The following is a 12,961-nucleotide window of genomic DNA, read 5'->3' on the forward strand; positions in this document are numbered from 1 at the left end:
GGCGGGGTCAGGCGCCGGGCGGGGTCAGGCGCTGGGCGGGGCGGTGGGAGTGGTGGGGGCGGCCAGGGACTCGGCGAGGATGCGCCAGATGTCGGCGGCCAGGTCGATGTTGGCGCCGGCCTGGGCCTGTTCGGCCAGGTCCCGCAGCCCCTGGATGCCGCTCGAATCGCCGGAGCGGATACGGAGCTGGTTGCGCAGGATGTCCAGACGGACCCGGTCGCGGTAGCTCATCCTCAGCTCCATCTCGGCGAGTTCGCCGAGCAGGGCGTGGGCCTCGTCGTAGCGGGCCAGGAAGAAGGCGACGTCCGCCTTGAGCGCGAGCAGGTCCTGGCGCAGGCCGGGGGTGCCGACGAAGGCGAGCGCGGGTTCGGCGGCGGTCAGGCACCGCTCGGCGGCCTGGGGGTCCGGGGGCTGCTTTTGCAGGTACAGGCGGCTGGCGGTGAACCGCAGGCGCAGCCACAGCACGAGGTCCTCGCGGCTGCTGAACTTCTCCAGGGCCTCTTCCAGGTAGCCCTGGGCGGCGGTGTGGTCGCCCTGGCGCAGGCGCACCGCCGCGCAGGTCCACATGGCCTCGGCCCACAGGGTGTCGCTGCGGCCCGCGACGAGTTCGGCCAGTTCGTCGGCGTGGGCCCGGGCGTCGGGCATCCGGCCGGCCTCGGCCTCGACCGAGACCAGGGCCAGCAGCACGGTGGCGCGGTCCTCCGCGTCGAGGCCGTCCTCGCGGGCGAGGTGGTGGGCCGCCATCGCGGCGTCGAGGGCGGCGCTGATCTCGCCCTGGGTGCGCAGGCAGCGGGCCAGGCGGGTCAGGCCGCGGACCCGCAGGGCGACCAGTCCGACCGATTCGCCGAGCTGGACCAGTTCCTGCAGGTACTCCCGTTCGCCGTCGTGGTCGCCCTGCAGGCGCCGCTGTCCGGCGAGTTGCCACAGGGCCTGCCAGCGCAGCACCGGTGCCTCGTGTCCCTCGGCGGCCAGTGCCTCGCGCAGGGTCTCCAGCGCCGTCTCGGAGCCGGTGGAGGAGACCAGCGACAGGGCGTGGGCCAGGGAGCCGCCGGCGGGTTCCTCGAAGTCGGCCGGCTCCAGGCCCAGGCGTTCGGCGAGGTAGGCGACGGCCCGTTCGGTGGGCTGGCGGGCGCCGGACTCCAGCCGGGAGAGGTATCCGGTGGACATGCCGTCCCCGGCCAGGGCGGTCTGGGACAGGTCGCGGGCCTGTCGCAGTTTGCGGAGACGACGGCCGAACGCGGGCTGACGCAGCATGTGACCATTCCCTGGGACGGACGGGCGGGTGGTGGCCCCGTGGGGCCGAGGGGGCGTGCCACCGCCCGGGTGCGCAACCGAGCGTAGGGGGCCGGGCAAGGGGTGGGCAATGTTTTGCCAGGTGCCGTGCCTCGGAGTTCGTGCGAACCTCACGGATTCCTCTGGCGTTCCTCGAGCGGTTCTTGAGCGGTTGCGGGGAAAGTCTCAAGCGCCCGGGTCCGGTACCTGCGCACCGGCCCGTCCTCGCTCACGGGAGCTGTCCTCGTCCGCGTCCACGGGAGTCCTTTCATGAAACACGCGGTTCCTGCCCGCCGCGTCGCCCGCAAGGGCCCGCCCGGCCGACCGGTGCCGGTGCCGGTGCCGGGCACCGCGTCGGACGACGACATCAACTGGCCCTGACAGCACCCCTCCCCTCCCCTCCCCCGCCACCGTGCAGACGTACAAGCACACACAGGCGTGCCGGGTTGCCGGAGTGCGGGGTTACCGGAGTGCGGGGGCAGGTGTGCCGGGTGCCGTCCGCGAAGCCGGAGGGTGGAGCCGGGCCGTGGGCCGGTGCGGGTCAGGGGCGGGTGGCCGAGGCGCTCGCCCGCTGCAGGGCGGCCGCCAGGCTGCGGGGCGCGTGCGGATCGCCGTCGGGGCCGCCGACCACGACCAGCGGCGGGCGCACCCCGGCCCGGGTGATGTGGTGGGCCAGTTCGCAGGCCAGCGCGCCGGTGCCGCAGTAGCCGCCCAGGACCAGCCGGCCGCCGGCGCGGGCGAGGCGGACCAGCGCGTCGGCCTGGGCGGGCGGCGGGCCACAGGCCGGGCGCAGCGCGGTCAGGGCCTCCGGTCCCCGGTAGTGGCGCAGCAGTTCGCGGTGCCCGGTGTACGGCGCGCCGGGGGTGTCGAGCAGGCACACGGTGGCCGTGGCGGGTGCGGGCGTGCCGCGCAGCAGGACGAGGGGGGCCGTGTCCCGGGCGGCGGGGCCGTCGGGGACCGGGGGTGTGGGGGTCCTGGGCATCCAGGCCAGCACGTCCGCGACGGTGGTGGCCGCGGTCGCCGTCACGGGCAGCAGGCGCAGCAGCCGTACGGTGTGGGCCAGCAGGGTGGCGGTGGTGGTGTCGTCGATGAGGTCGCGGTCGTAGGCGCAGGTCAGAACGAGAGCGCGGCGGGTGTCGTGGCCGGCGCGCAGGCGCAGGGCGTATCCGGCGGGTGCTCCGGCGGCTTCCTGTTCCTCCAGGCGTATGCCGTGTGCGGCGAGTTCGTCGCCGTAGGCGGTTTCGGGGCCGGGGCCGCAGTCGAAGGCGAGCAGGCCGCCGGCCCGCGGTCCCAGGACGCGGGCGGTGGCGGGTGAGGCGGGGGTGGCCCATTCGTAGGCGGACAGGTCCATCACCGCGTCGCGCAGGGTGCGCAGCAGGCGGGGCAGGGTGAGCGCCGGGTCGACGGTGAGGGTGAGCGGCAGGGTGTTCTCGAAGGGGCCGGGGATGCCCTCGATGCCGTCCAGGAGCAGGCCGCGGCCGGGGAAGTCCAGGCCGAAGCCCACGGTCGCGGGCGCGGGGGCGGTGTCGCGGGCACGGTAGAGGAGCAGGGCCCACACCGTCTGGAGGACGCTGCTCTCCGCGACGCCCCAGCGGGCCGCCCAGTGGGTCAGCCGGTTGCTGCGGACCGGGGGCAGAACGGCACGCAGCACACCGGTACCGGTACCGGTGTGCGCGGCAGTACCGGGGCCGGTACGGGCGCCGACGCCCGTACGGGGGCCGGTGCCGGGGCCCTTGCCGGTACGGGGACCCTTGCCGGTGCCGGTGCGGTCCGCGGGCCGCAACAAGGGCTGCGCGGCGGGCCGGTGGGCGGGCCCCTGCCGGACGTCGGGGGCGGGCCGGTGGGCGGGTTCCTGGCGGGGGTCGGGGGCGGGCAGGTGGGCGGGTTCTTGCCGGTGGGCGGGTTCCTGGCGGGTGTCGGGGGCCGGGCCGGGCGGGGGCACGGCGGGCAGGTGGGCGGGTTCCTGGCGGATGTCGGGGGCCGGGCGGGGGGCCTGGGCGGCGATCCGGCGGGCGCAGTCGCCGAGGTCGGGGCGGCGCTCGCCGCCGGGCAGCGTCCCGCCGGCGAGGTAGGCGCGGCAGCACTCGCGCATCAGCAGCCGCACGCTCCAACTGTCCAGCAGGGCACGGTGATAGGTGAGCAGGATGTCGGTGAAGGGTGCCGCGGCGTCCCGGGGGCCGCTGTCCAGCAGGGCCAGGCGCACCGGAGCGGGGCGGCGCAGGTCGAAGGCGCGGGCCCGTTCACGGGCCGGCAGCGCGGCGCGCCGGATCACGGTGCGGTGCGGGTGGCGCACGACGTCGCTCAGGGGGCGGTCGAAGACCACGGCACGCGGGCGCGGGTCCCATACGAAGGCGGTGCGCAGCACGCTCTCGCGCTCGCCGACGGCATGCCAGGCCGCCTCGAAGCGTGCCGGGTCCAGCGGGCCGTGCCAGCGCCAGAGGACCTGCTCGACCTGGTGGCCGGGCCAGGCCAGGGCGTCGGCGAGCCGCTGCTGCTGCAGCGGGGTGACCGGCTCGGTGCGCGGCAGGGTCCGGCAGGGCTGTCCGGCCGCCGCGGCGGCGGGCCCGGTGCCGGGGCGGGGCTCGGGGGCGGCGGTCAGCAGGTCGGCGAGCCGTCCGAGGGCCGCGGGCGCGGGTGGCGCCTGACCGCCGGACAGTTCGACGATGTGCAGGTCCTGCCCGTGCGCGACCAGCCGGCATCCCGGGTGCCGGGCATCGGGGATGCTCTCCGCGACGCGGTGCAGGGCGCGGTGGAAGGAGGCGGTGTCCCAGATCCCGTGCAGTTCCATCGTGCCGTGATCCCCCTGTTCGGGGTCGATCACCGCGCACACACCGGGCCCCTCACCGTTCATCGCCTCCCCCTTCCGGACACCCCCGGCCAGATCGAGCAACTGCCCCGTGCGGCCCGGAAAGCCGGCGTGCGGCCTTCGACGGGCATGCCGGCGCACGCCGGCGAAGCCGGAGCCCGGCCTCCCCACGCTAGCCCCGCCGCGTCCCCGTCGTCCGTTTTCTCCAGCGGCCCCCGAACGGTCCTCGATCCCCTCGCCCCACCCAGGGACCGGACCCCGCGTGGGCTTGACGCCGCGTGGGCCTGCTGGCACGTGGGCTTGATGGCGCGTGGGCCTGATGGCACGTGGGCCTGATGGCTCGTGGGCCTGATGGCGGGTCAGCCTGCCGGCGTGTCGGGCACGAGCAGGTCATGGCACTGCTCGATGCGGCCCGCGGCGTCGAAGCGCAGTTCGGCGATCAGGGACCAGGTGGCCTTGCCGGCCCGGGCGGTCGCGCGCAGGGCGACGACGTCGTGGTCGGCGACGACGCTCTCGGCCCGCAGGCCCAGCCCCTCGGGCAGCGTCCGCCCGCCCCGCTCCCCGGCGCCCGCCCAGTGGCGGGTGAGGTGGTTGACCTCGCCCCGGTTGCCCGCCGCGACCAGCGCGAGGACGAGTTCCCTGTTGCGCTCGCGCAGACTGCGCGCGGTGAGGAGTTCGTGCAGCGCCCCGCTGAGGGGCTCGGTCAGCGCCGGCGTCATGACGAGGCCCTTCCTCCTGGTCCGCCCTCCGTACGACCGTACGGGAGGCCCGGAAATCATGGCCGCCCGCACTGGAGCGGGAATGGAGAACGGGTAAAACCCGGCACGGCGCGAGGAAAAGGGCCGCATATCCTTAACCCCCCGGGAAGGTCACGGCATTTGATCCAGCAGCCGATTCCCCCCTTCTCTCCCCCTTCTCTCCCCCTTCCCTCCCTTATCCCGCTTCTCCTCGTTCCGCCGGGGCTCGACCGCTGGTGTAGGCGGCGTGGTCAGGCTGGCCCGTACGCCGCCGGTCTGCTGCTGAATCGACGACACGCAAAGGGTGAGGTCAGCGATGGCTTGGGACAACAAGTTCGAGGAACTGCTGCGTGAGTACCTGCCGTTCCACGGCGCGGGCGAACCGCTGGAGGCCGATACGGACCTGCGGCTCGCGGGGCTGGACTCGCTGGGCGCGGTGGAGCTGCTGGGCTCGCTGGAGGGCGCCTATCACGTGCACTTCGTGGACGACGTCCTCTCCCTGGACACCTTCGCCACCCCGGGGGTCCTGTGGTCGACGCTGACCCGGCTGCGGGCCCTGGCCGCCTGAGGCCGGGCACGGCAAACGCCGGGCGGCCGGACCGGATGACGGTCCGGCCGCCCGGCATCGGGCCGGTGACGCGCAGCGGGCCGGTGACGCGCGGCGGGCGGGGTGCCGCGGCCTGCCCGGCCGCCGGGGGCGGCCGGGCGGCGGCCGTGCCTCACGCCGCGAACAGGTCGAAGGTCGAGCCGTGGCGCGGTCCCGCCAGCAGGTCGAGCTGCGGGTCCACGGCCAGCATGGCCTGGTGCATGCGCTGGAGCTGCGGGGAGGGCTCCACGCCCAGTTCGTCGATGAGCCGGATGCGCAGCCTGCGGTAGACCTCCAGGGCCGTGGCCTGCCGGCCCGAGCGGTACATCGCCACCATGACCTGGGAGTGCAGGCCCTCGTGGTGCGGGTGACGGGCGGTCAGCTCGGTCAGTTCGGCGATGAGCTGCGCGTGGCGGCCCAGCCGCAGGTCGGCGTCGATGCGCCGCTCGACGGTGACCAGCCGGCTCTCCTGCAGCCGCATGACCTCGATCTCCAGGACGGGACCGAGTCTCACGTCGACCAGCGGCGGCCCGGTCCACAGGTCCAGTGCCGTGCGGAACCGTTCCGCGGACACCTCGTCGTCGCCTTCCACGAACGCGGCCTGGCCCTGGCGGGTCAGCTCCTCGTAGGTGTGCACATCGACACAGCTCCTGTCGATCTGCAGCAGGTATCCGCCGTGCCGGGTGGCGAGAATGTCCTTCGCGCCGGCCGGTGCGCCCGGGCCCATGGCCGTGCCGAGCCGCCGGCGCAGTTGCAGTATGTACGTCTGAAGGGTCGTCAGTGCGCTCGCCGGAGGCTCGGTTCCCCAGAGTTCCTCCATGAGCGTGGGAACAGGCATGACACGTCCCGGATAGAGCGCCAGCAGCGACAGGATCTGTCGCGGCTTGCCCGCCGTCGGAACGATGGATCCCCCGTTGACCTCGGCACTCAACGGACCCAGAACCTGAATCTCCATGGTGGCCTCCCCACCTCGTCGAGTTCCTTGTCCAGTTCCTTTTGTGGCCGGAAATCTCCGCCGCTAGGCACGCTAGCCGGGTCCGTGCCCCCCGAGCGTTTTCCTGTAGCGGTCCTCCAGCGGTGCTCCACGTGGGGTGGTGCGTCAAATACACGGCACTCGAGAACACCTGCACCCGCACCGGAAATGAACTCCGGATTCCGGTAAGGATTCCGGTGCAGATTTCGATGCAGATATCGGTACGGATTCCGGGAGGGCGGGCAATTGCGCACCGCCATATACCCTTTTTCCTTTTCCGTCCGCCGGCACCTGCGCGGGTGCCTGGCGGGCGATGAGCGGCTCACGGGGTCGGCGGACGGGGTTGGGTGGACGGGGTGGGTGGACGGGTGGGCGGGGTCAGTGTGGTGCGGTGGCCGTCTCGTAGTGGGGGGTGTGCGGTGTGGGGGCGGGTGCGGGCAGGGTGATGGTGCGCGGTGCGGCCCGGTCCCAGGGGAATCCCTGGTGCAGTTCCAGGTGCGGGGCGGGGTCGTCGTCGGCGGGGACGGCCACCGCGGCCAGCACGTCGGGGACCGGTTCCAGTTCCAGGAACCGCCAGCGGCCGGCCGCGTCGTCGGCGGGCGGCTGGAAGGCCAGGACGCCGCGGTCGTCGTCCAGGGTGAAGGCGAACTCGTCGAAGGGCAGGCCAAGTCCCAGTCCGCGGGCCTTGGAGTAGGCCTCCTTCAACGTCCACAGCCGCAGCACCCGGCGGTCGCGCCGGCGTCCGGGGGGTGCCTGCCGCGCCCAGTGCCGCTCGCCGGGGGTGAAGGTGGTCAGGATGGTCTCCAGGGCGCCCGCCTCCCGGTCCAGGCACTCCACGTCGACGCCGACGCGTGCCGTGCGCACGATGCCCAGCAGGCTGTAGCCGCCGGCGTGGGAGAGGTTGAAGTCGAGGTGGCCGCCGCCCCGGGGCAGGCCGCCGGGCAGCGGCTGCAGGAAGGGCCGCCCGCGCGAGGAGCGCCAGATGACCAGCTCGGCCTCGCCGAGGCCGGCCTCCAGCGCCAGGGCGCGGCGGACCAGGGTGTGGGCGACGAGGTACTGGCGGCGGTCGCGTTCGAACAGGAACCGGGCGGCGGTCGCGTTCTCGCGCTCGTCGAGCCAGTGCGCGGCCAGGATGGCGGTGACGGCCGGCGGGAGGGCGTCGTTGGGGCACAGCCACAGCTTCACCGGGGGCACCACCGTGGGGTGCGGGCCGAGCCCGGCGGCGGGCGGCTGCGGTGCGGTGAGGGTCATGGTGTCGTTTCAGTCCGTCTCGGTTCGCCGTCTCGGTTTCCGTCTCGGTCGCCGTCCCGGTTGCCGTGCGGGGTCGCCGTCCCCCGTGCGGGGGTCGCCGTCCCGCTGCCTACGACGGTGAGGTGGCGGCGCGGGGCCGCCGGGTCCGCGGCAGTCGCGGCAGCCGGCGGGCCGGCGGTGCTTTACGGGCGGGCCGTTCAGGCCGGGCGGTGGGCCAGGAGCGCGGCGGCCTCGTCGACACCGATCCGGTCGCCTCGTACCGCGTCCAGGAGCGCGAGGACCTCCTCCTGGGACAGCGCGGGCCGCCGCACCGCCGCGGGGGCGGGCTGCTGCGGTGACAACTCCGCCTGCGGCTGCGGCGGCTGCTGGTGCTGGTGCTGCCCGGCGGATGCCGCGGCGGGGGCGGAGGTGTCCGGGGCGGGGGTGTCCCGGGTGCGGGAGGCGATGTAGGCGGCCATCGAGGCGAGGCTGGGGTGCTCGTGGACGGTGACGGGGCGTTCGCTCAGGCCGTAGGCGCGGTTGACGCCGGCGGTGAAGTCGGCGGCCAGGATGGAGTCGATGCCCAGCTCCGCGAAGGCGGCGCCGCCGTCGATCTCCCACGGGTCGCAGTGCAGGATCCGCGCCAACTCGTGGCGCAGCACCTGCAGCACCGCCGCCGCGGCACCCGCGTCCCGGGCCGCGGGGACCTCGTCCGCGCCGCGGCGAAGCGCGCTCAGCCGACGGGCCAGGACGGCGGGGGTGGCGTACGTGTAGAGGTCCGCGCCGGCGATACGGACGCCGAAGTGCTGGTCGATGGCCGCGACGAACTCGATGGTGAGCAGCGAGTCCAGGCCCAGGACCGGGAAGGGCTGGTCGGGGTCGACCCGGTCGGGGTCGGCGTGCACGACACCGGCCAGCACGGCGGTGAGCTCGGCAAGAACCTCTCCGTGGCCGTCGGAGGATGCCGTCGGCTCGCTGGTCATCAACGCGTCCCTTCGTGGAAAACCCCGGCACTTGGACCGGGACGGGCGTGCCCCTCCGCACACGGGGAGGCGGCAGCAGAACTCCCGCGCGGCACGGCGGGGTGGAGCGGGGCGGGGCGGGGCGGGATGGTGCAGGCGCCGGCCGGGCGGACACCGGCCGGGGCTGATGGCCGGTGGCTGGCGGCTGGTGGCCGGGGCGGATACCGGCCGGGGCTGGTGGCGGGGCGGATACCGGCCCGGGGGCCGGTGGGCCGCGCGTGTGGCCGGTTGCCGGGGCGGTCAGCGGCCGGCGGTGATCTGCGGTCCGGCCGCGGCGCGGGCCGGGACGGGCGGATCCGGCGGGCCCTCGGGTGCGGCCATCAGGATCGAGTGCTGGAGCCGGCGCAGTCGCGGTGAGGGTTCAAGGCCCAGGTCGCGGCTGAGGGTGGTGCGCAGGTGGGTGTAGGCGTTGAGGGCCTCACCGCGCCGCCCCGAGCGGTGCAGCGCGATCATGAACTGGGCGTGCAGGTTCTCGTGGTTGCGGTAACGGCTGGTCAGGACCGTGAGTTCGGCCAGGACTTCGCGGTGCCGGCCGAGCCGCAAATCCGCCTCGATGCGCTGGTCGAGCGCGCACAGCCGGCTCTCCTCCAGGCGCCTGGCCTCCATGGTGAGCTGGGCGCCGGTCTGCACGTCGGCGAAGGCGGAACCCGACCACAGGTCCAGGGCGGCGCCAAGGGTGCGGGAGGCGCCCGCGAAGTCGCCGGCGTCCATGGCCCGGTAGCCCAGTCCCGCCAGCCGGTCGAACTCGCGGACGTCGCTGGTGCCGCCGGACGCGGCGAGCAGATACCCGCCCGGCAGGGTGACCAGGACGTCCTTGGCACTGCGCCCCCCGGACCCGGACCCGGACCCGTCCGCGGCGCCGCGGGCCAGCGCCTGGCCGATGAGCTCGCGCAACTGCAGCACGTAGGTCTGCAGGGTGGTGCGCGCACTGCGCGGGGGCCGGGCGGACCACAGCTCCTCGATGAGCGAGGCGACCGGCACCACCCGGTCCGCGTGGACCGCCAGCAGCGCCAGCACCTGGCGGGGCTTGGGGGCCGTCGGGGCGACGGACACCCCGTTCTCCCGCACGTCCAGTGCACCTAATACCTCGATGTCCACGCCGACTCCCCTGTCCCCGTGCGCTGCTGACACTCCAACATTAAAAAACAGCACAGACGGTATGTCAATACGAGACCGATCGTCCTGTTTTTAACAACCTTCGAGCGGCGGTGCAGCAACCCTCGAACGGGGCCGCGTGCAGGACAACTTCCCGGTGACAGCAAGCCTGTTCCCGTTCCGCGGGGCCGCCGGCCGGGCGGTGCACGACGGCAAGACCGGGGGCGCATACCCGGCAGACCGGGCCGATCTCGCCGTCGGGGCTTTCCTCAAACAAACCGGCAGGTATTCTCGCTGTGGTCGCCGGAGGGTCACCTCACCGCCGCCTGTACGGCCCGTGGTCCTGGCCGCCGGGCAGCAGCCGGCGCGGGCCGGCGGCCGGCAGCGCCTCCGGCCGCCCGGGTGCCGGGCGGGCGCGCAGGGCCAGCAGGACGACGGTCAGCGCGGCCAGTTCCTCCTCGGTCGCACTGCCGCGCTCGACGCGCAGGGCCGCCGGCCGGCCGCTCTCCACGTCGCCCATGGCGCCTCCTCCCGCAGGTGCCGCCACCCTCGGCCACGGCACTCAAGAAACGCTCTCGGACCACTGGACGGCCCACCCCGGCACACCGGTGCCCCCGGACCCTGATGTCCGGTGCCCGGCGTCTGGGGCTTGGGGCTCGGTGCTTGGGCCTGGGAGGTTGGGTGGGGCTTGGGGTCCGGTGTTCGGGTCAGGTGGTGCGGGTCCGTACCGCCCGCAGGGCCCGGGACAGGGCCCGTGCGGTCTCGGCGGCGCTGCCGAGTCCGGTCATGACCGCGGTGGGGGTGCGGCCCGTGCGGCGGGCGGTGCGGCGGGCGAGGTCGTGGGCGGCCGGGCCGGCCGGGCCCGCCCCGCACACGGTCAGCTGCCGGGTGCCGTCGAGCAGGTCCGCCGGGACGGCGGGGGGTGCCTGAGCGCCGGTCAGGGTGAGCGAGACGATGCGTTCGGGCCCCTGGTGGGCGCGCAGGAGCAGGTCGTAGGCGCCGGGGGTGACGCCGGGGACGGTGACCAGGCACACGAGGTCCGCCCCGGCCCGCCCGGCGCGCAGCACCGCGAGGACCGGGGAGGCACCGGCGGGCGGCGGGGTCATGGCGGGCACCTGCGAGGTGCCCAGCAGGGCCAGGGCGTCGGCGACGGTGAACGTCTCGTGGGGATGGTCGGGCAGGCTGCGCAGCAGGTGCAGGCACTGCGCGAGGGTCTCGGCGGCGTCGGTGTCGGTGAGCCTGGCCCGGTCGTAGAAGGCGTCGAGCACCAGGGCGTCCTGCGGGTCGTGGTGGGCGACCAGGGTGACGGGCAGGGTGGTGGCGCCGCCGGCGCTGTGCGGGGCGCCCGCCGTGATGGCCTGGTCGGCGAGTTCGGCCCGCAGGTTGGCCGGCAGTTCGGGGTGGGTCTCGAAGCGGATGGTCGTCTCGGTCAGCGGGGACTGCGGGGGCCGTCCGCTCCAGCGGCGGACCTGGCCGGCCGACACCCACGCGTAGGCGGTCAGGTCGAGCGCGGCGTCGCGGACCTGCACCAGCAGGTCCGCCAGCGGCGTGGCCCCGTCCACGGTGACCGTCATCGGCAGCGGCCCGCCCAGCAGTCCGGGGATGCCGGCCCCGCCCCGCAGCGCCAGGTCGCGTCCCGACAGGTGCACCCCGAAGGCCACCGGCCACGGCCCCGGCCGGCCGGCCGCCCGGTACAGCAGCAGCGCCCACACCACGTGCAGGGCACTGCTCTCCCCCGCGCCCCGGCCCCCGGCCCAGGAACGCAGCCGCGCGCTCTGCACCGGCCTGAGAACACGCCGGACCCGGCCCGTCCCCCCAGCCGGACGGCCCGTCCCCCCGGCCAGGGGGACCGTCTCCTCAGCCGGACTGCCGGTCCCCCCGCCCAGGGGGCCCGTCTCCCCGCCCGGGTCCGTCTCCCCGCCCCGGTCCGTCTCCCGGCCCGGGTGGGGCGCCTCGCCCGGGCGGGCCGGGGTGAGGGCGGCGCCGGCCGGCGGTGCGGCCGCCGCCCAGAACTCCCGGGCCGCGGCCGCGTCCTGACGGGCCAGCCAGTGGGCGTGGTCACGGATGTCGGGACGCCGGTCGGCGCCGGGCAGCACACCGCCGGCGAGATAGGAACGGTAGAACTGGCGCACCAGCAGCCGCGCCCCGCGCTCGTCGAGCAGCGCCCGGTGATAGGTCACCAGCAGCCGGACGGCCCCCCGCCCGGCCCCGGTGCTGGTACCAGGGGTGGGGCCGGTGCCGGTGGTGGGGCGGCTCGCCCGGGGCGGTCCCTCGAACAGGGACACCCGCAGCAGGGACGGCCGGTACAGCTCGAAGCCGCGCTCGCGCTCACGGCGCAGCAGGTCCTGCCAGCCGGCACCGGCCGGCCCGTGGCGGACGACCTCGACCGCCGCGTGGTCGTGCAGCACCAGGCGGGGGGCGCCGGCCCAGTCGAAGGACGCCCGCAGCACCGTCTCGCGCTCGGCCAGGGACTGCCAGGAGGCGATGAACCGGGTGACATCCAGCGGCCCCGTCCAGTCCCAGTGGAGCTGCTCCACGAAACGGCCGGGACCGCCCTGATGACCGGCCGCCGCCGTAAGCAGCGCCCGCTGATGCCCCCGCACCGGGACCGTGCCCGCGGCGGGCGGCGCCAGCAGATCGGCCAGCAGGTCCTCGGTGAGCACCGGCCCGGCCCCACCCGGACCGGACAGGCCGTCCGGACCGGGCAAGCCGAACGGACCGTCCGAACCGTCCAAGCCGAGCGAGTCGTCCGAGCCGAGCGGACCGTCCAGGCCGAGCAGACCGTGCGGGACATCGGGGCCGAGCAGGCCGGGCAGGCCGTCGGGGTTGTCGGGGCCGCGCGGGCTGAGCCGCAGGAGATACCGGTCCGCCCGCACGGCCGGACCCCGCACACCGTCCCCCGGCACACCGTCCGGCACGCCGTCCCCCGGCACACCGTCCGGCACGCCGTCCCCCGGTACGCCGTCCTGGGGTGTGCGGTGCTGTGGTGTGCGGTCTGCGGGCACGTCCAGTTCGACGTCGTAGGCCCGGTGGGATCTCGCGACGCGGGCGGCGACCGCCTCGGCATCCGTGCGGGTCGCTCCGCACAGTTCGAGGACGAGCGGCGAGCGGCCGTGGGTGTCCTGCGGTTCGTGTACGACGGCCAGAACGGTGCCGTCGTACGAGTGGTGACTCCTCATCGCCCCCCGGGGACGGCGCACAGCGTTGCCGCGGCAGCTCTGTCCGCCACCCCCGCCTCCT

At 75.1% G+C, this 12,961-nt stretch carries 10 protein-coding genes; 1 reads left to right on the forward strand and 9 read right to left on the reverse strand.

The window, feature by feature from the left end:
• Positions 1–24 precede the first annotated feature (24 nt).
• The 3 genes from ACZ4TO_RS29190 to ACZ4TO_RS29200 all read right to left on the reverse strand — a co-directional run bounded on the left by ACZ4TO_RS29190 (position 25) and on the right by ACZ4TO_RS29200 (position 4,797).
• The gene (locus ACZ4TO_RS29190; RefSeq protein WP_468025664.1) at positions 25–1,254 is read right to left on the reverse strand and encodes a helix-turn-helix domain-containing protein; all 1,230 of its coding nucleotides are present in this window, start codon (positions 1,252–1,254) and stop codon (positions 25–27) included.
• A gap of 559 nt (positions 1,255–1,813) precedes the next feature.
• Entirely contained in the window at positions 1,814–4,123 is a 2,310-nt protein-coding gene (locus tag ACZ4TO_RS29195) for a condensation domain-containing protein (RefSeq protein WP_468025665.1), read from the reverse strand.
• Between the two features lie 314 nt (positions 4,124–4,437).
• Positions 4,438–4,797, reverse strand: coding sequence for a hypothetical protein (locus tag ACZ4TO_RS29200; RefSeq protein ID WP_385042024.1), 360 nt, complete (start codon positions 4,795–4,797; stop codon positions 4,438–4,440).
• Between the two features lie 334 nt (positions 4,798–5,131).
• Here ACZ4TO_RS29200 and ACZ4TO_RS29205 point away from each other — a divergent pair, with 334 nt between their 5' ends.
• Positions 5,132–5,383 (forward strand): phosphopantetheine-binding protein, encoded by a 252-nt coding sequence (locus ACZ4TO_RS29205; protein WP_385042022.1) that lies wholly within the window; start codon positions 5,132–5,134, stop codon positions 5,381–5,383.
• A 151-nt stretch (positions 5,384–5,534) separates the two neighbouring features.
• On the opposite strand, the gene ACZ4TO_RS29210 is transcribed toward ACZ4TO_RS29205, so the two are convergent.
• From ACZ4TO_RS29210 to ACZ4TO_RS29235, 6 genes are all read right to left on the reverse strand, one after another.
• Positions 5,535–6,356: an AfsR/SARP family transcriptional regulator gene (locus ACZ4TO_RS29210; protein WP_382778271.1), complete on the reverse strand. Its 822-nt coding sequence runs from the start codon at positions 6,354–6,356 to the stop codon at positions 5,535–5,537.
• 396 nt (positions 6,357–6,752) lie between these two features.
• Positions 6,753–7,625, reverse strand: a complete 873-nt coding sequence (locus tag ACZ4TO_RS29215; protein WP_468025666.1) for a 4'-phosphopantetheinyl transferase family protein — start codon at positions 7,623–7,625, stop codon at positions 6,753–6,755.
• A 197-nt stretch (positions 7,626–7,822) separates the two neighbouring features.
• Positions 7,823–8,587, reverse strand: a complete 765-nt coding sequence (locus tag ACZ4TO_RS29220; RefSeq protein ID WP_468025667.1) for a phosphopantetheine-binding protein — start codon at positions 8,585–8,587, stop codon at positions 7,823–7,825.
• 279 nt (positions 8,588–8,866) lie between these two features.
• Positions 8,867–9,724 (reverse strand): AfsR/SARP family transcriptional regulator, encoded by an 858-nt coding sequence (locus tag ACZ4TO_RS29225; protein ID WP_468025882.1) that lies wholly within the window; start codon positions 9,722–9,724, stop codon positions 8,867–8,869.
• A gap of 313 nt (positions 9,725–10,037) precedes the next feature.
• The gene (locus ACZ4TO_RS29230) at positions 10,038–10,241 is read right to left on the reverse strand and encodes an acyl-CoA carboxylase subunit epsilon (RefSeq protein ID WP_382778274.1); all 204 of its coding nucleotides are present in this window, start codon (positions 10,239–10,241) and stop codon (positions 10,038–10,040) included.
• Positions 10,242–10,428: 187 nt separating this feature from the next.
• A complete protein-coding gene (locus ACZ4TO_RS29235) occupies positions 10,429–12,900 on the reverse strand; it encodes a condensation domain-containing protein (RefSeq protein WP_468025668.1) in 2,472 nt (823 codons plus the stop codon).
• Between the last annotated feature and the right edge of the window lie 61 nt (positions 12,901–12,961).

The organism is Streptomyces sp. NPDC028298 (assembly GCF_055565895.1).